We start from the raw sequence: 20,402 nt of genomic DNA on the forward strand, positions 1-20,402 counted from the left end.
GGGCGAGGCGGGGGCTTCCGCGGGGGGCGGGGGCCGTCTATACGCGCGCGGCGGGGCCCCCGCGCCCGGGGCGCCGCCCCCGGCCGCAGAAGTCGGCCGACTCCGCCCCGGACAGCGGTAGTGCCGGTTCCCAGGGCGTCTCCGCGAGGGCGGCCTGCCGCTCGGCCTGTGCCTGTGCCCCCGCGACACGGGGCCCGCGCGGCACGGGGTGTGAGCGCGATGGCGCCACCCGCGAGTGCGGTGGCCACGCGGGTGGCGGGTGAAGCCGACCGTCGTACGGGTGTGGTCGTCTTCACCTGTGCTCCCACTGGATCCCGTGCTCCCACTGGATCCTGTGCTCCCACTGGATCCTGTGCTCCCACTGGATCCAGTGCTCCTGCCGGGGGGTCTTCCGCCGGATCACACGCGCTCAGTGCTGAGCGTTCTCCGGCACCGTGATCTGGCTCTCTTCCCAGCTCATCCGGGTCGTCGCCCCGTAGTTCACCGTCGTGCCCGCGTCGAGACCCGCCTCCTGGGCCCTGGCCGACGGTTCGACCAGCACGACCTGCTCGGCGAGCATCGCGCCGGTGGACGGGTCCACGACCAGCCGCTGCTCCACGCTTCCCAGCGGTGTCCGCGCCGTGCCGGGGAACGCGACACCGACGCCCTCGCGCCCCAGCGGATCGGTGACACGCCCCAGCCCCCGGACGCCGGGCAGATCCGCCATCACCCGGTACGCGGCCGCCCGGACGGCGGGCTTCACCGGCATCGTGACGAGGTCGGCCGCCCGGCGCAGCACGTACGCCGTGCGGCCGACGCCGGTGTCGGCACCGCTGTCCTCCGCGTACAGCTTCTCCAGCTCCCGGCGCAGCTCCCCGCTGTCGGAGGGCAGTTCACGCAGATCCTGGTAGGTGACGTTCCGCGGGCCGAGGGCGTAGATCTTGTCGTCGGCGTCCGTCCGCATGACCATCGGCCGCCGGGTTCCCATCGTGTACCCGAGCGTGCCGCCCTCCTCGTTCCCCGTGGCCTCGGCCCGCATCGTCCCGGGTGAGCCGGCGGCCCGCCAGCGTGCCTCGTCCGCCTTGGTGCGGGGGGCGGTCACACCGTCCAGACCGGAGACCATCAGGCTCCGGGACCCCGGGCGCACACCCACCGACCACTCGGCGGTCGACGTGGTGCGAACGGCGAAGAGCTGCCCCTGCTCCCCGACGACGTTCACGTCCTCCGAGCGCGTGGTGGTCTGCCAGTACGTTCCGTCGGCGGCCGAGGTCTCCGCCTTCTTCGCCGCACTGAGCAGTTCGAGGCGGACGTCACCCCGGCCGTCCGACGTCGACGAACCCGGCCCCGCAGCGGAGGAGGACTGCGGGAGCGCGCTCGCGCGCACTCCCGAAGGATCCCGGTGGAGAGCGCTCACGGCCACCGCGGACGCCGCGACCGCTGTGACGGCTGCGAGGGCCGCCACGGTCCGGAGCGGCCGGATCCCGCCCCGGAGCCGCTCCGGCACCCGGAAGCGTGCCGCGCGACCGTCCGTCGCTCCGGCCAGGATGCGTGCCAGGTCCTCGCGCTGCCGCGGGGAGTCCGCCAACCCGGACGGGTCCAGTTCGTCGGGCCGGGCGCTCGCGAGCACCTTCATGACGTCGGGCCGCCCGGACCGTTCGTGGGTGTTCTTCATGTGAGTGCTCCTTTGCGATCAGTGCGGCGCGGGGCCTGTACGAGTGGTGCGGAGTCCGTCTTCCGCGCGGATGCCGGCTTCTGTACGGACACCGGTTCCGGGACGGGTGCCGCCTCCGGTGCGGGTGCCGTGTCTGGCGGGTACACCGGCTCCAGGGCCTTCTCCAGACGGCGGCGGGCCCGGTGCAGCCGGACGGTCAGCGTCGCGGTGGTGCAGCCCAGGACCCGTGCGGCCTGCTTGGCGTTCAGCCCGTGCCAGGCGATGAGCGTCAGCAGTTCCCGGTCGGCGTCGGACAGGCCCGCCAGGGCCTGCAGCGCGGCTTCCCGGTCGGTCACGTCCGCCGCGACATCGCCGTCCCCGCTCCGGGCACCGCTGCTGACGAGCCGTGCCTCCGCGGCGGCGAGGGCGTACTGGTGGCCGTCCCGGCGACGCAGCTCACGCACCAGGTTGCGAGCCACGCCCAGCAGCCAGGGCAACGCGGGCTGCGGAATGTCCCGCACCCGCCGCCAGGCCACGGTGAACGTCTCGCTGGTGATGTCCTCCCCCGTCTGCCGTCCCACGAGACTCGTGGTGTAGGCGAGGACGCGCGGATAGCACTCCTCGTAGATGTCCCTGAAGCGTTGGGCATGCGTCACGCGCCATCCCCTCATATCGGCTGTCTCACCGAGCAATGCGCGCAGCGGCCCACTTCTTACAGGGGGAGCCGAAATCCATGCGATGTGCCCCACATCACACTTCGGTGCTCCGGCACGGGAATCAGCCCCCGGGGGCGGGCGCCGGTGGATCGGGAGTCGTTCCTGCCCCGGCCGCGGACCGTTGTCGTGGCACGGGGCAGCACGGGGCAGCACGGTCGTGTGTCCCGAGGAGTGAGGCTTCGCGACCAGGACCGGCCTGGCCCCGGCCGTGGTGCGGTCACGTGCCGGCGGTGCCCGGGTCCCAGCGGGTCACATCCGTGGGGGGTGGTCCTGGACGAGGCGGCGCCGAGGCGTCCCGTCGGCGGACGGGGCGTCATGGGCGACCGGCCGGCCCGGCTGCCGCCGATCCCCCCGTCACCGTGCAGGTGCCGGCCTTCGAACAGGGCGGCAATCAGGAGGGGCGACTGTGTCGAGGTGGCGGACGGGCCCCCGGTGTCGTGCCCGTCCGGGACAGCAGGGCCCGAGCCGTCCCGTTGGACCGACAGAACCCCTCGACGAGGTTCACCGTCCCAGCTCAGAAGGCATTTTCGTACTTTTCCCCACTGATCGTCGCGGCGATCGTGCTCGGCATCGTCGAAGTGGTGGTCGAGGGACTGTTCTACCTGCTTGTCATCGGCGTGATCGTGTTTGTCACCGGCTTCCTCCTCGGTCTGCGCCTGGGGCGCGGGGGCAACGGCAAGCGCCGTGTCCGGTAACCCCTACCAGGCCCGCACGAGAGCGCGATGCGGCTCACCGTGCCCCGGTGTCCGTAACGTTGGTCAGCGGCGCATCGGAGAACCTACGTACAAGAGCGGTGGACCTTGGGTACGAGTGGAAGACAACGCGGTGAGCAATTCGCCGACACCTGCGCCGAGGCCGGACGGAGCCGGCTGAACCTCATCGGCCAGCTCCGGAGCATCGCCTCCCGCACACCGCATGCCGCCACGACGTATGCGCGTAACCTGCCCGGGCGGCATGACATCGGCACCGCGCTGCGGCGGACACCAGCATCGGTGTGGAACGACAATGTGACGGACTGCGCCGCCGCGCTCACTTATTACGCGGTGCTCGCGCTTTTCCCCACCCTCCTGGTCACGGTCTCGCTGATCGGGATCGCCGGCGCCTCGGCCACAGAGAACCTCATCAGCAACGTGATCGCTGTTGTCCCGGCAGAGTCACGCCCGGTAATGCACAGCACGCTCAGGAGCATGGCCGACCAGCGCACAGCTGCCTGGGTTCTGGCGGTCTTCGGCACGATCGGCGCTCTGTGGTCTTCCTCCAGCTACCTGGGGGTCTTCCGCCGAGCCCTGCACGCCATGCACGGCGTCGAGGACCTCCGCCCCGCATGGAGGACAGCACCACGACTGGTGATCACCGCTCTGGTGTTGCTGGCGCTCCTGGTCACCAGCGCCCTGGTGCTCGTCCTGACCGCCGAAGCGGCCCCCGCCCTCGGCCGGCTCGTGGGCATGGACAGCATGGCCGGCACCGCGTGGAACGTACTGAAGTGGCCGCTTCTGCTGGGCCTGGTCGCCGTCCTGGTGCTGGTGTTGTTCCGCTCGGGCCCGGCCCAGACGCACGGCGTGCGGCAAAGACTTCTGGGAGACGCTCTGGCCATGGCCCTGTGGCTCGCCGCCTCCGCCGGTTTCGCTCTCTATGCCTCGCAGGTCGGCTCCTACAATCGGCTGTACGGCTCCCTCGCCGGGATCGTCGTCTTCCTGGTGTGGGTCTGGCTGTCCAACCTCGCGCTGCTCATCGGTGCCCAGTTCAACGCCGAACTAGCCAAGATCCACCGCTGATAAGAACCTGCGCCTCTCTCATGCCCCAGGGAGAACCGATGGCTGGGCGGTTCGGCCAAGGGACATCAAGGGGGCCCGACCGGAGAATGCCGACAGTGTCGCTCGCTTCAGGCTGTGGGGCAGCCGGTCCGTGGTGGCAGCTGTTGCGGTCGTTGCTGTTGTCGAGTGTCACGCTGCCGTGCCCTCGGTCGGCCACCTGCTCGACCTTGACCGGGATTCGCATGTCCCGCTCATCGGGGTGGAACCTGAGGCGTAGTTGTTCTGGGCTGTCGACCGAAAGTATGAAGGGGAAGCCTCTCCGGTCAGGTTCAGCGTTCTTGGCTGTCGGCTCTACGGGGCGACCGCCTCCAGCCGCTCCGCCAGGGTCACCGCGCGCTCCGGGGCCTTCCCTGGGACGGAGTTCGCCGACCCGTTCGGTCTCGATGCCGTGGGACCGCGACCTCCCGGCGTCACACGGGGCCGGCCGAGGCTCGTCGAGGGTGGCAGCGACCTTGCGCCATCCTGGCGCGTGCACGAGCCGGTCGTGATCCCGTCTCCGCCGGCCGGGCCGCCGACTGCGGTCGCCAACAGCGAAGACCAAAACAACCCGGGCGTCGCGCCGACGAACCCGGCCATGACACAATCAGAACCGATCCGTTGGTGGTCAATGTCCGCCACGATCGCTGAGGTACCCGACGACGCGCCGTTGCTCCGCATGCTCGCCCACTGTCTCCTGGGCGAGCCGATCTGTACGGACACGTACGGTCCCTGCGTGAACCGCCGCGCAGCGTGCCGCTCCACAACGCGGGTGAACGTCCAAGCAAACCAACCCTGGCTGGGAGCTCGTAATGGCGCGGATAGCCCTGCGTGACAAGACCGCGAAGGATCCTGGGGAGCGGGTTCCCGGAAAACCTCCCCTGTCTATGCTCGGCCGGGTGCTGGCCATGATGCTGGCCTTCGCGGGGGCGGTCGTGTTCGCGGTGGTTCTGGCCCGGCTGACTCTGGAACCCTCGGCGGCGTCCGTGACGCTGACGCACAACAACCTGCGTCCTGGTGACTCCATCCGTGCGTACCTCGTGCATCCCGCGGCCCCTGACACGGTCAAGCAGCTCGGCGGCAATATTGTGATGGGGATACCGTTCGGTGTGCTGCTGCCGGTACTGGTACCCCGAACGCGAGGACTGGTCCGCGTAGCGGCGGCCACCGCTCTCGTGATGATCCTCGTCGAACTCGTCCAAGGCGCCCTCATTGTCGGGCGCGCCTTCGACGTCGATGATGTATTGCTCAACACCACGGGTGCCCTCGTGGGTTACCTGCTGATCGGCCGCCGGATGGGTCGCGCAGTGCATCCCCGACGCCGCCACTGGTGGGACCGGTTCACCAAACGCCAGGTGACTGCTGAAGACCCGGCATAGGCGCACCGTGCCGCGCCCCCTGTTCCGCCGCCCCTCGCCGGGCGCACCACGGAGGCGGTTGGCCGGGCGGACGCGGTACGGCTGACCGAGCGACTGCGGGCGGCGACTGGTGAAGCACGGCGGGCCGCAGTGGCCGGGGCACAGCGGGTACGGGACGCGCGCCGGGCGCGGGTGGCGATACCGCTTGGGTACAGCGGCGGGTGGGGTGAGTACGCGCAAGCCGAACCCGGGATCGGCAGGGCGCAGGCGTACCGGCTGATCGCCATCGCGGAGTCGGCCGAAGGGCTGAGCCGGGCGATCGGCGCGGCCGGTGTCCTGACCACGGTGTCACCCGCGGGTGACACCGGTGCGACCGGGGTGATCGATCCGGGACTGTCGCAGCGGGCGCTGCGCGAAGTCACGGCCGGCTCGATGAACCGACCACCGTCGTCACCGTGCGGCTCACCACAGCAGCCCAAGCCGGGTAGCTTGAGGGGCGGCGGTCCGCGCCGTCGTGGGCTGGGCGGTCGACGAGCTCTGCCGCGTTCCCCTTGTCCTCAGCGGTGATACCGGCGAGGGCGACGACGGTGCTCCGGAGCGGGCGCTCGCTGACACCGGGCACCAACCCGCTGACACGAACGCGGTACGACGCCTGGCCGACGAGATGGCCGCGGGCGGCTGGGAACGGTGCCGACGGGCCGGCATCGACGACACGGTTGCCTTCGGGACCAAGGTCGCGATGGCCAGGGCCATGGTCCGCCGGGCTGTCGAGGAGAAGATCCCGTTCGGCTGGGTGACCGCGGACACCGAGCCCGCATCAGCCACTACGGACAACGCGGCCACACACCCCCGGAAGCCGGCAAACCATCACCACGAAGACCGTTGCGGTACTAGGTCTGCTTCGTGGCGGCGCGGGCCTGACGGCGTCCCGCCGCGGCCGAACGCAGCACGCCGGCGCCCGCCATCAGGAATCCGACGCCCATGAGCATGCTCAGTACGAACATGTATGTCGGAAAGGCGTCGATCCCGAGGAACAACGGTGCCACCGTGACCAGAGTGGCCACAGCGCCGATGATGAAGACGATGCCGCCGGCACGGACCAGGCCGTCTCCGGGAGCCGGGGAATTCGCTTGGGTTTTGTCAGCCACCCGACCAGGGTAGTTCCTGGCGCGAGGGCACAACCCGGCGACGTCTTGTCACCGGCCCGAAGACCACTAGCCTTGGTTGCGGCGGGTCACCGGGACCCGCCTGAGCGCTATCAAGAGCCGTTTCAGAAGCAGTTTTCCGACGAGTACGAGGACGAGGACGGTCGTGCCCACCGGCAAAGTCAAATGGTTCAACAGTGAGAAGGGCTTCGGCTTCCTCTCCCGTGACGACGGCGGGGACGTCTTCGTCCATTCCTCGGTGCTCCCCGCCGGCCTTGAGACGCTGAAACCGGGCCAGCGCGTCGAGTTCGGCGTGGTCGCCGGGCAGCGCGGTGATCAGGCCCTGTCCCTGACCGTCATCGACCCGACCCCGTCGGTCGCGGCGGCCCAGCGCAAGAAGCCCGACGAGCTGGCCTCCATCGTCCAGGACCTGACGACCCTGCTGGAGAACATCACGCCGATGCTGGAGAGGGGCCGCTACCCGGAGCGCACCTCCGGGAAGCAGATCGCCGGCCTCCTGCGCGCCGTCGCCGACCAGTTGGACGTCTAGCCCGTACCGGTCCCCGTACCTACGGGAACCGCAGCGCGTCCGGGCCGAGGGGCGGTACCAGTCCCTCGGCCGCCGCGCGTGTCAGCAGACCCCGCACCGCCGCGTAGCCGTCCTCGCCGAGGTCGGCGGTGAACTCGTTGACGTACAGCCCGATGTGCTGGTCGGCGACGGCAGGGTCCATCTCCTGGGCGTGCTCCATGACGTACGGACGGGTCGCCTCGGGGTCGTCCCAGGCGGCCCGTACGGAGGTGCGGACCGAGTCGGCGAGCCGGGTCAGGGCCGCCGGTCCGAGGGACCGCTTGGCGATGATCGCGCCGAGCGGGATCGGCAGCCCGGTGGTCCGCTCCCAGTGCTCGCCCATGTCGGCGAGCTTGTGCAGCCCGTAGTTCCGGTACGTGAAGCGGGCCTCGTGGATCACGAGGCCCGCGTCGACCTTCCCGTCCCGCACGGCCGGCATGATCTCGTGGAACGGCATGACGACGATCTCGCCGACCGGGCCGGGCAGGGTGTCCGCCGCCCAGAGGCGGAAGAGCAGGTACGCCGTCGACCTCTCGCTCGGCACCGCGACCGTACGGCCGCTCAGGTCCACCCCCTCCTGCCGCGTCAGCACCAGCGGACCGCAGCCCCGGCCGAGCGCGCCCCCGCAGGGCAGCAGGGCGTACTCGTCGAGGACGTAGGGGAGGGCCGCGTACGACACCTTCAGCACGTCGAGCTCGCCGCGCTCGGCCATGCCGTTGGTGATGTCGATGTCGGCGAAGGTGACGTCGAGGGAGGGCGCGCCGGGGACGCGGCCGTGCGCGAGGGCGTCGAAGACGAAGGTGTCGTTCGGACAGGGGGAGTACGCGATGGCGAGCGGACGGCCGTCGGTCACGGGCCCACGCTCGCCGGACTCGCCGGACTCGCCGGGGTTACGGGGTTCACTGGTCATGCGGGTTCCAACTCTCCAGGACGGGCGAGAGCTTCCCGAAGCCCTCGGTGAGGGCGGTCAGGGCGGCGCCGATGCGCCAGGCGTCGCGGTCGCGCGGGCCCACGGGGTTCGACACCGCCCGGATCTCCAGCACGGGCACGCCGTGCGCGGCGGCGGCCTCGGCGACCCCGAAGCCCTCCATGGCCTCGGCGAGCGCGCGGGGGTGCAGGCCGCCGAGGTGTGCGGCGCGGGCCGCGGTGCCGGTCACCGTCGACACGGTGAGGACGGCGCCGGTGAGGGCGCCGGTCGCGGCGGCCGCGTCCCGGACCAGGGCGGCGGGGGGCAGGTGGGTGACGGTGCCGAAGCCGAGGGCGGTCACCGGCAGGAAGCCGTCCGCCGTCTCGGCACCCAGGTCGGCGGCGGTGATCTCGTCGGCGACGACGAGCGAGCCGACGGGCGCGTGCGGCGCGAAACCGCCGGCGATCCCGGCCGAGACGACGACGTCGTAGGGGCGGCCCGACAAGGCCGCGGCGGTGAGGGCGGTGGCCGTGGAGGCGGCGGCGAGGGCCGGGCCGACACCGGCGACGAGGACGTCGGGGCCGTCGGCGACCTCGACCACGGTCACCCCGGGCAGCGCGACCTCACGCACGGCCCCCGGGAACGCCCCGGCCACCGCGTCCCGCTCGGCGGGGACCGCGGTGGCCACGAGGACGCCGCCCCGGGCCCTTGGCCCCCTACGGGCGGGGGACACGGAGGCGGCGGACGTACCGGGGCCGCTCGGGCCCTTCCTCGGGTTGATCAGGCGTCCTTCTTCAGCCGGAAGTTCCACAGGCCCGTGGCGTCGCTCTCGCCCTCCTTGACCGACACCAGGGTCGAGTCGCCCTGGGCGCCGTACTGGGCGTTGAAGAACACGCTGCCGGGGATGGTGCGGTAGGTCTTGGTGCTGGACTCGGTCAGCGGCTGACCGTTCATCAGGATCGTCCAGCCCTTGTCGGCGATCTCCGGGTCGACACCGAAGCGCACGGTCTCGTCCGGGTCGACCGTGATCTCCTCGACGTCCTTGTCCTGGAGGCACTTGGAGAGGTCGGCGGCCTTCAGGGCCCCGTTCTCGCCACCGCAGGTCGCCTCGGAGCTCACCGAGGAACTGCCGACGGTGAGAGTGGAGATCGCCGTCGGCTTGTCACAGGCAGACAGGACGAGCAGTCCGGCGGATACGGCGCCGGCGGTGGCGACGGCACGGCGGCGTCGCACGGCGCGGGCACTCGGAGCGGCTGCGCCGCGAGGCAACGTGGTCATGGGCGAAAGGCTATCGGGCACGCCCCACCCGCTCCCCACGTGGGGGTACGGCGTGGCCGGAGCGTTACGCCACTCGCACGCGAACCGTCCCGGGACAGGTGCCGGTCCGGCGACGCGGACAGGGAACGATGCGGCGCCGCCGTCGGAGGTCACGCCACTCGTACGCCCGCCCGGCCCGTACACCGACCGGGCTCACGCCACCCGCGCGCCTCCGGTACCTCTGCCGTGCCGGGCCGAGCCGATCAGGCCGCGGACGGTGGTCAGCCAGCCCGTGGCGACGATCGCGGCGCCGACCGCCAGGCCCAGCGACCCGGTCAGCGGCATCGCGATGCCGATCGCCCCGCCCAGCACCCACGCCATCTGGAGCAGCGTCTCGGAGCGTGCGAACGCCGACGTACGGACCAGTTCGGGCACGTCCCGCTGGATGAGCGCGTCCAGGGACAGTTTGGCGAGCGCCTGCGCGAACCCGGCGATCCCGGCCAGGCAGGCGATCACGACCGCGCCGAACAGCGCCGCCGCGATGACCGCCGCGGCGACCACACAGGCCACCACCGTCACGATGATGATCTCCGGCGCGCGGGACCTCAGCGAGGCCCCGACGGCCGTACCGAGCGCGTTGCCCGCGCCCGCCGCCACTCCCACTATGCCCAGGGACACGGCGGCGCTCTGCCCGGTCATCGGATGCTCGCGCAGCAGGAACGCGAGGAAGAAGATCAGGAACCCGGTCAGACAGCGGATGGACGCGTTGGCGGCCAGCGCGTGGGTGACGGCCGGGCCGACCGTGCGCAGGCCGGGCCGCTTGACCGGTTTGAGGTGCGGGCCGTGCAGATGCGCCTCGTCCGCCGCGAGCAGCGCCGTGTCCTCACCCTTCGCGGAGTCCACCTTCGACGGCAGCGTGAACGCCAGCACCGCCCCCGTGACGAACAGGACGAACGCCCCGTACAGCGGCCAGCGTGGCCCGATCTGGTGGAGGCCCGCGCCGATCGGCGCCGCGATGCCGGTGGCCAGCAGGCCGCCGAGGGTGACCCGGGAGTTGGCCTTCACGAGCGAGAACGAGGGGGGCAGCAGCCGCGGCACGACGGCGCTTCTGACCACCCCGTACGCCTTCGAGGAGACCAGGACGCCGAGGGCGGCCGGATACAACTGGATGCTGCCGGTGACGACCGCCCCGGACAGCACCAGGGCGAGGATCGCGCGGGCGAGCATCGCGCCCGCCATCGCGGCCCGGCGGCCGTGCGGGATGCGGTCGAGCAGCGGGCCGACCACCGGGGCCAGGAGCGTGAACGGGGCCATCGTGATGGCGAGGTAGAGGGCGACCCGGCCGCGGGCCTCGTCCGTCGGCACGGAGAAGAAGACGGTGGACGCGAGGGCGACGGTGATCATGACGTCGCCGGCGCCGTTCACCCCGTGCAGTTCGATGAGTTTGCCGAGGCCGGACTCGCCGGCGCCGTGCGCGTGGGTGGCCCGGCGGATGCCGCGCGCGGTCCCGGTCACCGGGAGGCGCAGGCCGCGCCCGAGCGCGCGCAGCGGGCCGCCCGCCCGGCCGGTCCCGACGCGTCGGCCCTTTCTCGGGCCCTTCCCCTTGACCCCGTCGGCCTCACCGGTCCCGGTGGCGCCCTGGGGTGTCCTCGCGGTAGCCACGACGTTCATAGTGCCCCGATATGGCGGTAGGTAGTGCCGCAACCGTGGTGACAGCCCCGACACATGCCGCTGTCCGGCGGAACGCCGCGGTGCTGCGGGGCCTGCCGGCCGCCTGACGGCCGTCCGCCACGCCCGTGCGGTACGGGCGTGGCGCACGGGCGGCGCGGTTCCCGTGGGCGTCGTGGTGATGACGGGGGCGGGGCGGATTCCGGCGCGCGATGGCCCGAGAACCACCGTCGGTGTAGGCCATACGCACGCGAGAAGGTAGCGTGCGTATCTCAGCCATCCCGCAGAATGGATGGAGGCGCGCCCGAGCACGTATCGGCGCGGACGTCGACGCGGTCCTCCGGTCCGCTCCGTCCGCCCCCGCGCTGGGAGTGGCGCACTCGTGAGACGGCGTAGGAGAGAAGCGATACCTGTGAGCGCAGCGACAACGCGAAGCCGCACCCCCGACCGCCTGTGCGCCGAGGCGGTCGACCTCGCCCGTGCCGCCGCCGAGGAGGCCGCCGCGCCCGGGGTCGTCGGCGAGCACGAGGGGCTCGTCTCCGAGGGCGACCGGGTCGTCACCCACTTCTTCGCCTGCCGCGAGCTCGGCTACCGGGGCTGGCGCTGGGCCGTCACCGTCGCCCGCGCCTCCCGCGCCAGGCTCGTCACGGTGGACGAGGCGGTCCTGCTGCCCGGCCCCGACGCGCTGCTCGCACCGGAGTGGGTGCCGTGGAGCGAGCGGCTGCGTCCCGGCGACATGGGCCCCGGCGACCTGCTGCCCACCGACGCCGAGGACCTGCGGCTGGAGCCCGGCTACTCGGGCGAGGACGAGCCGTCCCCGAACTCCACGGTCGCCTCGGTCACCGGGGAGCTCGCCGAGCTGGTCGAGTCGGAGGACGCCGAGGTCGCCGGGGGTGCCCCGGCCGACCTGACGATCGCCCCCGCCCGCGGCTCGATCGCGTCGGTCGCCGAGGAACTCGGCATGCGCCGCGCCCGGGTCCTGTCCCGCTACGGCCTGCACATCGCCGCCGACCGCTGGGAGGAGGCGTTCGGCGCCAAGACCCCGATGGCGCAGGCGGCCCCCGCCTCCTGCGTCAGCTGCGGCTTCCTCGCCCGCATCGGCGGTTCCCTGGGCCAGGCCTTCGGCGTGTGCGCCAACGAGTTCTCCCCGGCTGACGGCCGCGTGGTCTCTCTGGCGTACGGCTGCGGCGGCCACTCCGAGGCCGCGGTCATGCCCAGGCCGCCGCAGCCCGTCCCGCCGAGGATCGACGAGACCCGCGTCGACCCGTTCCCGCTCCGCCCGGCCCCCGACTCGGGATCGGTCCCGGCGACGGAGGACTCGGCTTCGGCGGAGCTGGGCCACTCGTAGGCGGTGCGCCCGGTGCGGACCCCGGCCCCCATGTGCTTCAGGGATGCCTGACCCCCGTTTTCGGCACCGGGGTCCGCGGTGTCCTCGTCGGCCTTGCGGGTCACTTCGGTGAGGAAGGCGGGTGGCGCAGTGCGGGCGGCTTCCTCCGCACCGAAGGCGTACTCCCAGGTCCAGCTCAAGCGCGTACTGCTTCCATGGCCTCGTCCAGGACGGTGCTCAGCTCCCGCGGAGCCTCATGAGCCACGGTGGGGTCCTCGTGTTCCAGGTCGGCCTCGGCGTGGGCGCGGCGGGTGGCGACGCCGGGGGTCAGGTGGCCGGTGTCGCAGGCGGAGAGGAGGAGACGGGGGTCGTGCCGGCGGAGGGTGGCGAGGAGGTCGGTGGCCTGCTGGAGGAGGGCGGGGGCGGTGCAGGCGGGCTGCGGTACGGGGGGCAGGGGGTGCCTTGTGCGGGGCTTTCGGGGTTCGTGGGAGGTGGGGGGCTCGTGAGGGCTTCTGCTCGGGGCGGCGGGAGCCGGAGCCGGGGTCCGGTCCGGCGCGGGTGCGGGTGCGGGCGCGGGCTCTCGGTGAGCGGGGCGGCGGGCGCCCGGCTGGTTGCAGGAGACCGTGCGGGTGACGATGCGTCCGGTGGCGGTGCGGTGGCGTTCGCGGCGCAGGTAGCCGTGCGCTTCGAGTTCGCGCAGGGCGGCGGCGATGTGCGTGGAGCCCTCGGGGAAGCGGGCGGTGAGGGTCTTGATGTCGCTGGGCGCGCCGGTGGTCAGGGACTGGAGGTGGCAGGCCAGTCCGATCGCCAGGAGGGAGAGTTCGCCGTGCTGGGTGAGGTGGTTGCCGATCACCGTGAAGCGGGTGGTGTGGCGGGTGTTCTCGTGGATGACGCCGGCCGGGTGCGGGGTGGGGCGTACAGGGGCTCGGCGGGTCGCCCGTGCGTGGGGACGGTTGGCGTCGTCGGCTGACTGGGCGGGCGGGGGCGCGCTAGGGTTTTGGGTATCCATCGGGAAGGTACTGCTTCCTTGTTGGTCAGGCCCTCGCACTGGGATGCCAGTCCCGGCGGGGGCCGAAGTCTGTCCGCGGCCGCTGATCGGCGATCAGCGGCCTGGTCTGCGGTTCTTGCGCTGAGCGTAAGGGTGCGGGGGGCCCCGAAATCCAGCCCGACCGGCGATGTTCACCCGCCCGAGTGAGTCGGGGAGGCGGCCTCCTGACGGGAGGAGGGGTGGGGTTGGGTGGGGTTCTTTTTCTCCCTCATGTGTCTTTGGTGGGACGGCCCGAGGTGCCGGAGTTCAGGATCTCGGGTTCCGGTGACGTGAGGCGCAGTTCGGCCCGGACGATCTTGCGCGGGAACCGGCCCTCGGCTACGCCCCAGCGGTTGGCGAGGGCCTCGACGAGGAGCAGACCCCGGCCGGACTCGGCGTCAGGGGCGGGCGCTCGTGCATGCGATTCGGGCCGGTCCGCCACAGCCCGGCGAGGGCCGGTGGTGGACGAAGTCGGCCGTGACAGGGAACCGTTGACCCCCTCTTTGGTCGTCTCGCGTTCGTGAGTCAGACGACCGGACGTGCTCGGATACGGAACGAGTACGACCATCGGGGGGATCGATGTTCACTGTTTTCCGACTGCCGGCGCCCGCTGTCCGGCCTCCGCGCGCAGCCGTCACCGCCGTCGCGGTGGTGACGGCGGTCGCGGTGCTCGCCGGCTGCGGCGGCGACGGAGAGCGGAGGGGCACGACGAAGGGGGGCACGCCGGCCTCGCCGAGCGCCTCCGCCGAACCCTCGGCTTCCGGCAGCGCCGGTGCCCTGCCCGACGCGTACGACTTCACTCCCGCTCCGGAGCGGGTACCGAGGACGGCTGCCCGGGCCCGCGCTCTCACACGCAACGTCGCGCTCGCTCCCACCGACTGGACGCCCGACATGGTCCCCCACGACCCGTACGAGACGGCCGGCACCTGGCCGGTGCTTCCCGACACCTGTGTCTGGACCCGCGGGAAACTGCCCGACGGGGTGCTGGACAGCTACAACCGCCGTATCGACCTGCCGGCGAAGGACGGCAAGGGCCGCGTCCAGGGAGCGGTGACGGTCACCGTGCACCGGGACGAGGCGGGTGCCGAGAGGGAGTTGAAGGACACCGTTCAGGAGAGCTTCCGCTGTCCCGTGCAGGATCTCGGCGGCGGGCAGAAGCTCGACGGGCTGATGTCGATGCACATCGATCCCAAGGACGTGAAGAACGCCGACGCCACGCTCTTCGAGGCCGGCACCTACGCGGGACCCGCCTCCGGCGGACCCCAGGGCTACGTCTGGACCAAGTCCCGCATCGGGCCCGTCACCACGGCCGTCTCCGTCAAGGGCGCGAAGGGCCGCACGACCAAGGACCTGATCCGGCTCGCCGCGGAGGCCGGGGCGAAGCTGCTGTACCGGGTGGAGCTGGAACTGAGGTGACCGACCTGCAACCGCTCGGGCCGGGAGACCCGGCGCGCATCGCCGGCTACCGGATACTGGGCCGACTCGGCGCGGGCGGCATGGGTGTCGTCCTGCTCGGCCGGTCGGCGGGCGGCACACTCGTCGCCGTCAAGCTGATCCGGGCCGAGTACGCGGACGACGCCTCGTTCCGCGCCCGGTTCCGGCGCGAGGTCGCCCTCGCCCGCCGGGTGCGCACCCGGTACGCCGTTCCGGTCGTCGACGCGGACACCGAGGCCGCCGCGCCGTGGCTGGCGACCGCGTTCGTGCCCGGGCCGTCGCTGGCCGACGCGGTCGCGGCGACCGGCCCGCTGCCGGTGCGGAGCGTACGGGCGCTGGGCGGGATGCTCGCGGAGGCGCTGGAGGCGGTTCACTCCGGGGGCATGGTGCACCGGGACGTCAAACCCGGCAACGTCCTGCTCGCGGCGGACGGCCCGCGCCTCATCGACTTCGGCATCGCCCGCGCCCTGGACGACACCGTGCTCACGGCCGCGGACGCCGTGGTCGGATCCCCCGGCTTCCTCTCCCCGGAGCAGGCGCAGGGCCGCCCCGTCGGACCGCCCAGCGACGTCTTCTCGCTCGGCTGCGTGCTCGCCCACGCGGCGACCGGGATCCGGCCCTTCGGCAGCGGCCCCGTCGAGGCCATGCTGTTCAGAACCGTGCACGACCCGGCGCGGCTCGACGGCGTTCCGGCGGCGCTGCGGCCGGTCGTCGACGCGTGCCTGGCCAAGGAACCGGGCGAGCGGCCCACCGCCGCGCAGCTGCGGGCCGCCTGCGCGGAGGACGCCACCGGACCCGCCTGGCTGCCCGTCTCCGTCACCCACCTCATCGCCGAACGCTCCGCCCGGATGCTGGCCCTGCCGGAGATCGACGCGACGCACGTCGACCGTCCGACCCGGCGCACGCCGCCCGGCGGCCCGGACACCGAGGGGAGTTCCGGGCCGCCGGGCAGACGGCGGATGCTCACGTACCTCGTCTCCGGGGCCGCCGGCCTCGCCGTCGCGGGGTCGACGGCGTGGCTGATCGGCCGCGACGACGACAGCGGCGACAACGGCGCCCGCCGGCGCGACACGCCCAAGCCGGTGCTGCACCTCGGGCTCCAGGCCGATCTGAGCGGCCCCGGCCGCCGTCAGGGCAAGGCCGCCGAACAAGGAGCCCGCCTCGCCGTCGCGGAGCACAACGCCCGTGACGGCAACCCGTTCACCCTGGCCCTGACCACCGTCGACGACCGTGGCGACGCGGCGGGCGCGGAGTCGGCCGCCCACCGCCTCGCGGCGGACGAGCGGATCGCCGCCGTGATCGGCGCGACCGGCGCGGACGCGGTCGGAGCCACGCTCGACACGTACGACGGGGCCGGGCTCACCCTCGTCAGCGTGCTCGACGGCGACATCCGCCACCTGAACCGGGTCCTGCTGTGCGCGAGGCCCAACAACGCCCTGCAGATGTATCCGGTCGCGCAGTACCTGGGGCTGCACGACCTCGACGACATCGCCCTCGTCGACGACGAGAGCGAGTACGGGCGGCAGGTGACCCGCCTGTTCGCCGAAGGGCTGCGGGGCACGGGCGGGCGCACCGTCCTGCCGGAGACGGTCCCCGCGGACGGCCGGGACACCGACGCCCGGGTCCGGGCCGTGATCGCGCGGTCTCCCGGCGCCGTGGTCTACGGCGGAGGGACCGACGGCATGGCCCGCTTCGCCCGCGCCCTGGCGCAGACCGGTTACCGCGGGCCCCGCCTCGCCAGCCAGACCGCCCACGACCCCGGCTTCCCCGCGCGGGCCGGGGCGGCCGCCGAGGGCTGGCTCGTGGTGTCCACGGCGACCGACCCGTCGGCCGCGCCGTCGACGCGCGGTTTCACCCGGGCGTTCCGCACCCGCCACCGGGCCGATCCGCCCTCCTTCGCCGCCGAGGCGTACGACGTGGTGCGGCTGGTCACCTCCTGTGTGCGCAAGCTGGACCGGCCCCGGCCGACCCGGCACGATCTGGTGCCCGTGCTGCGCAGGACGACGTACAAGGGGGTGTCGAAGACCTATGCCTTCGAGCCGGAGAACGGCGGATACGTGGGCGAGGGCGTCTTCTTCTACCGTGTGACCGGCGGGCGTTTCCGCTTCCTCGGCAGCGATCCCCACAAGGTGTGACCCGATCGGGCCGTACCGGCGCGCGCCGGTACGGCCCGGGGTGCGTCCCGGGGCACCCGCCCTCTTCTGCGCGATGCGCGCTCACGGTCGGCGGGGCGGTACCTTCGGGCTCACGCCGATGACGGCCGACGAGGAGAGATCAACGTGAGCATGTTCGTAGGGCCTGCGGACGAGGGCGCGGACCCGTTCGGTACGGTGCGTCTGCGGCGCGGGGTGCTGGACGCCTGGGCCGCCAGTCCCGCGCGGTTCCGTGAGGACGCCAACGCCGAGGAGGATCTCGTCCTCGGCGGGTACCGGGACCGCCTCGTCGTCGAGCTGGCGCAGAACGCCGCCGACGCCGCCGCCCGCGCGGGAGTGCCGGGGCGGCTTCGGCTCACGTTGCGCGACGGGGTGCTCGTCGCCGCCAACACCGGTGCCCCGCTGGACGCGGCCGGCGTCGAGTCGCTGTCCACCCTGCGTGCCTCCGCCAAGCGGGACGCCCCCGACCAGGCGGTCGGACGGTTCGGGGTCGGCTTCGCCGCCGTGCTCGCCGTCACCGACGAGCCCGCCGTCGTCGGGCGGCACGGCGGGGTGCGCTGGTCGCTGGCCGAGGCGCGCGGGCTCGCCGAGGAGAGTGCCGGCTCCAGCGCCGGGCTCGGTGACGAGATCCGGCGACGGGACGGGCATGTGCCGTTGCTGCGGCTGCCCTTCCCCGCCGAGGGGACCGCCCCGGACCCGTACGACACCGCCGTCATCCTGCCGCTGCGCGACACCGCCGCCGCCGATCTCGCCGAGCGGCTGCTGCACGCCGTCGACGACGCCCTGCTGCTCGCGCTGCCGGGGCTGGAGGAGGTCGTCGTCGAGATCGGCGACGACGAGCCCCGTACCGTGACCCGCCGGGCCGAGGGCGGCCTCACCGTCGTCGAGGACTCGCGGGAGGGGACCACCCGGTGGCGCACCGCCGCCGCGCACGGGCCGCTCACCCCGGACCTGCTCGCCGACCGGTCCGTCGAGGAGCGGCTGCGGCCGCACTGGTCGGTGACCTGGGCCGTTCCGGTCGACGCCGACGGCACTCCCGCCCGGCCCCGGACCAGCCCCGTCGTGCACGCCCCCACCCCCAGCGACGAGCCGCTCGGCGTGCCCGCCCTGCTCATCGCCTCCTTCCCGCTGGACTCCACCCGCCGGCACACCGCCCCCGGCCCGCTCACCGACTTCCTGGTGGAGCGCGCCGCCGACGCCTACACCGGGCTCCTCGCCGACTGGCGCCCGGTGACCGCCGGGATCATCGACCTCGTGCCCGGTCCGCTCGGCAAGGGCGAGCTGGACGGGGCGCTGCGGCAGGCGGTGCTCGCGCGGCTGCCGCGTACCTCCTTCCTGCCGCCCGCCGTCGAGCCGGGCGGGCGGGGTGAGGAGGGGGAGGAGTCCGACCTGCCCGAGTCGCTGCGGCCTCGGGACGCCGAGGTCGTCGAGGGGGCGGGTGCCGAGACCGTACGGGTGCTGGCGGAGGTTCTTCCGACCCTGCTCCCCGCCGGGCTCGAGCGGCGGGCCGAGCTGCGCACGCTCGGGGTGGCCCGGGTACCGCTGACCGATGCCGTCGACCGGCTCGCCGGGCTCGAGAAGTCGCCCGAGTGGTGGCGGCGGCTGTACGAGAGCCTCGCCGGGGTCGACCCGGACCGGCTCTCCGGGCTGCCGGTGCCGCTGGCCGACGGGAGGACCACCATCGGCCCCCGTCAGGTCCTGCTGCCCGGTGCCGAGGCCGCCCGGATCGACCCCGCGACGCTGGCCCGGCTCGGTCTCAAGGTCGCCCACCCGGACGCCGCGCACCCCCTCCTGGAGAAGCTCGGGGCCCTCCCGGCGACCCCGCGCGCGGTGCTCACCACCCCGCAGGTGCGGGCCGCCGTCGCCGCCTCCCTCGACGACGAGGGCGCCCTGAACTGGGAGGACGAGGCACCCGATGCCGACGAACTCGCCGACACCGTGCTCGGGTTGGTGCGCGACGCCGGTCTCGGACCGGGCGACGAGCCCTGGTTGGGCGCCCTCGCCCTCCCCGACGAGGACGGTGAACTCTCCCCGGCCTGCGAACTGGTCTTCCCCGGGGGTCCGTTCGCCCAGGTGATGCGGGAAGGTGAACTCGCTTCCGTAGAGAGCGAGTTGGCTGAGCGATGGGGTGAGGGACCGCTCGCCGCCTGCGGTGTGCTGGTCGACTTCGTACTCGTCCGTGCCACCGATGTCGTCCTCGACCCGGACGAACTCGAACCCCGCGAAGGGGACTTCGCCGAGCCCGACGACGCGGGTCTGCTGGACGCCGTGGACGTGTGGAGCGAGGACGTCCTCGACCGCTTCCCCGACAGTCCCGTACCGCCCGTCGCCACCGAACTCGTCGCCGTCCGCGACCTCGACCTCGTCGACGACGACCAGTGGCCCCACGCCCTCGCCCTGCTCGCCCGCCCGCCGCTGCGCGACGCCCTCACCCAGCCGGTCCGCGTCCTGCTGCCCGACGGCACCCACGAGGTCGTACGCCCCTACACCGCGTGGTGGCTGCGCGGGCACCCGGTGCTCGGCGGCCGCCGCCCGGCCGGACTGCGCGCCGCCGGAAGCGATCCGCTGCTGCGCGGCCTGTACGACGAGGCCGACGCCACCGGTTTCGACGACGAGCAGGTGCTGCGGGCCCTCGGCGTCCGCACGTCCGTGTCCGCGCTGCTCGACGAACCGGGCGGCGCCGCCGAACTCCTCGACCGCCTCGCCGACCCCGACCGTGAGGTCACCGCCGGCCAGCTGCACGCCCTCTACGGGGCACTGGCCGCCCTGGACCCGGATCAGGTGACCCTGCCGGACGAGGTGCGCGCGGTGGTCGACGGCCGGGTCGAGGTGGTGGACGCGGCGGACGCGGTGGTCGTCGACTCGCCCGACCTGCTGCCGTTCACCGGGGGCGTGGCACTGCTGCCCGTGCGCCCCTCGCACGCCGCCGAGCTGGCCGAACTGTTCCAGGTGCGGCGGCTGAGCGAGTCCGTCACCGGGGACGTCGACACCGAGGGCACCGAGCACGACGTACCGGAGCCGGTGCGGGTGCTGCTCGGGGCGGGCGCCCCGGGTACGTACGTCGAGCACGAGGAGCTCTTCGTGGACGGCGTGGAGATCGACTGGCGGCTGACCCGTGACGGTGTGCTGCACGCCGCCACCCTGGAGGGGGTCGCGGCGGGGCTGGCCTGGGCGGCCCGGCAGTGGCCGCGCCGGTTCGAGGTCGCGGCGCTGCTGGAGGACCCGTCCAGGACCGGGGAACTGGCCCGGGACCGCTGGTTCGACTGACGGGTGTGGAAGGGGGAGCCGGAACACCGGCTCCCCCGGACGGGTTCCTCCGCATGGGTTCGCCGGGCGGGTTCGCCGGGCGGGCTTCCCGGGCGGGTTCCTCCCCATCTCTTAAAAGGAAAAGCTTCCCCACCGGGAACCTCAGCATGGGTTCT

General features: G+C 73.0%; 16 protein-coding genes and 2 pseudogenes. 9 read left to right on the forward strand and 9 right to left on the reverse strand.

Going from position 1 to position 20,402, the window contains the following annotated elements; all coding sequences use genetic code 11:
- Positions 1-409: 409 nt before the first annotated feature.
- On the reverse strand, positions 410-1,651 hold the full coding sequence (locus ACFWVE_RS31665; RefSeq protein WP_384021568.1) for a CU044_5270 family protein: 1,242 nt from the start codon (positions 1,649-1,651) through the stop codon (positions 410-412).
- Positions 1,648-2,286 (reverse strand): RNA polymerase sigma factor, encoded by a 639-nt coding sequence (locus tag ACFWVE_RS31670; RefSeq protein WP_384021571.1) that lies wholly within the window; start codon positions 2,284-2,286, stop codon positions 1,648-1,650. The genes ACFWVE_RS31665 and ACFWVE_RS31670 overlap by 4 nt, the downstream gene beginning before the upstream one ends.
- A gap of 620 nt (positions 2,287-2,906) precedes the next feature.
- Here ACFWVE_RS31670 and ACFWVE_RS31675 point away from each other — a divergent pair.
- The 4 genes and pseudogenes from ACFWVE_RS31675 to ACFWVE_RS31690 all read left to right on the forward strand — a co-directional run.
- Positions 2,907-3,041, forward strand: a complete 135-nt coding sequence (locus tag ACFWVE_RS31675) for a hypothetical protein (RefSeq protein WP_384021574.1) — start codon at positions 2,907-2,909, stop codon at positions 3,039-3,041.
- A gap of 105 nt (positions 3,042-3,146) precedes the next feature.
- Entirely contained in the window at positions 3,147-4,121 is a 975-nt protein-coding gene (locus tag ACFWVE_RS31680) for a YihY/virulence factor BrkB family protein (protein WP_384021577.1), read from the forward strand.
- A gap of 827 nt (positions 4,122-4,948) precedes the next feature.
- Positions 4,949-5,515, forward strand: coding sequence for a VanZ family protein (locus ACFWVE_RS31685; RefSeq protein WP_384021580.1), 567 nt, complete (start codon positions 4,949-4,951; stop codon positions 5,513-5,515).
- A 661-nt stretch (positions 5,516-6,176) separates the two neighbouring features.
- Positions 6,177-6,299 (forward strand): annotated as a pseudogene (locus ACFWVE_RS31690) (IS701 family transposase); the annotation flags it as partial.
- Between the two features lie 85 nt (positions 6,300-6,384).
- Here ACFWVE_RS31690 and ACFWVE_RS31695 read toward each other — a convergent pair.
- Positions 6,385-6,642 carry a hypothetical protein gene (locus tag ACFWVE_RS31695; protein ID WP_384021583.1) on the reverse strand — a complete coding sequence of 86 codons (258 nt, stop codon included), beginning with the start codon at positions 6,640-6,642 and terminating at the stop codon, positions 6,385-6,387.
- A gap of 163 nt (positions 6,643-6,805) precedes the next feature.
- On the opposite strand from ACFWVE_RS31695, the gene ACFWVE_RS31700 reads away from it, so the two are divergent.
- On the forward strand, positions 6,806-7,189 hold the full coding sequence (locus ACFWVE_RS31700) for a cold-shock protein (RefSeq protein ID WP_042169034.1): 384 nt from the start codon (positions 6,806-6,808) through the stop codon (positions 7,187-7,189).
- 19 nt (positions 7,190-7,208) lie between these two features.
- On the opposite strand, the gene ACFWVE_RS31705 is transcribed toward ACFWVE_RS31700, so the two are convergent.
- From ACFWVE_RS31705 to ACFWVE_RS31720, 4 genes are all read right to left on the reverse strand, one after another.
- Positions 7,209-8,036 (reverse strand): 1,4-dihydroxy-6-naphthoate synthase, encoded by an 828-nt coding sequence (locus ACFWVE_RS31705; RefSeq protein WP_384021604.1) that lies wholly within the window; start codon positions 8,034-8,036, stop codon positions 7,209-7,211.
- Positions 8,037-8,106: 70 nt separating this feature from the next.
- The gene (locus ACFWVE_RS31710) at positions 8,107-8,802 is read right to left on the reverse strand and encodes a futalosine hydrolase (protein ID WP_384021586.1); all 696 of its coding nucleotides are present in this window, start codon (positions 8,800-8,802) and stop codon (positions 8,107-8,109) included.
- A 92-nt stretch (positions 8,803-8,894) separates the two neighbouring features.
- A complete protein-coding gene (locus ACFWVE_RS31715; RefSeq protein WP_384021588.1) occupies positions 8,895-9,392 on the reverse strand; it encodes a DUF2771 domain-containing protein in 498 nt (165 codons plus the stop codon).
- A 192-nt stretch (positions 9,393-9,584) separates the two neighbouring features.
- Positions 9,585-11,033 (reverse strand): MFS transporter, encoded by a 1,449-nt coding sequence (locus tag ACFWVE_RS31720; RefSeq protein ID WP_384021591.1) that lies wholly within the window; start codon positions 11,031-11,033, stop codon positions 9,585-9,587.
- Between the two features lie 418 nt (positions 11,034-11,451).
- Between ACFWVE_RS31720 and ACFWVE_RS31725 the strand changes: the two genes are divergently transcribed.
- Entirely contained in the window at positions 11,452-12,387 is a 936-nt protein-coding gene (locus ACFWVE_RS31725; RefSeq protein ID WP_384021593.1) for a DUF3027 domain-containing protein, read from the forward strand.
- Between the two features lie 175 nt (positions 12,388-12,562).
- On the opposite strand, the gene ACFWVE_RS31730 is transcribed toward ACFWVE_RS31725, so the two are convergent.
- Both ACFWVE_RS31730 and ACFWVE_RS31735 read right to left on the reverse strand, forming a co-directional pair.
- Positions 12,563-13,375 (reverse strand): helix-turn-helix domain-containing protein, encoded by an 813-nt coding sequence (locus ACFWVE_RS31730; protein ID WP_384021596.1) that lies wholly within the window; start codon positions 13,373-13,375, stop codon positions 12,563-12,565.
- A gap of 247 nt (positions 13,376-13,622) precedes the next feature.
- Positions 13,623-13,802, reverse strand: a pseudogene (locus ACFWVE_RS31735) (hypothetical protein); the annotation flags it as partial.
- A 170-nt stretch (positions 13,803-13,972) separates the two neighbouring features.
- Here ACFWVE_RS31735 and ACFWVE_RS31740 point away from each other — a divergent pair.
- The 3 genes from ACFWVE_RS31740 (at position 13,973) to ACFWVE_RS31750 (ending at position 20,247) form a co-directional block, all read left to right on the forward strand.
- The gene (locus ACFWVE_RS31740; protein ID WP_384021598.1) at positions 13,973-14,809 is read left to right on the forward strand and encodes a hypothetical protein; all 837 of its coding nucleotides are present in this window, start codon (positions 13,973-13,975) and stop codon (positions 14,807-14,809) included.
- 5 nt (positions 14,810-14,814) lie between these two features.
- Positions 14,815-16,962, forward strand: coding sequence for a bifunctional serine/threonine-protein kinase/ABC transporter substrate-binding protein (locus tag ACFWVE_RS31745; RefSeq protein WP_384021606.1), 2,148 nt, complete (start codon positions 14,815-14,817; stop codon positions 16,960-16,962).
- Between the two features lie 144 nt (positions 16,963-17,106).
- Positions 17,107-20,247: a sacsin N-terminal ATP-binding-like domain-containing protein gene (locus ACFWVE_RS31750; RefSeq protein ID WP_384021601.1), complete on the forward strand. Its 3,141-nt coding sequence runs from the start codon at positions 17,107-17,109 to the stop codon at positions 20,245-20,247.
- Positions 20,248-20,402 lie beyond the last annotated feature (155 nt).

Source organism: Streptomyces sp. NPDC058632, assembly GCF_042717095.1.
Taxonomy (GTDB): domain Bacteria; phylum Actinomycetota; class Actinomycetes; order Streptomycetales; family Streptomycetaceae; genus Streptomyces.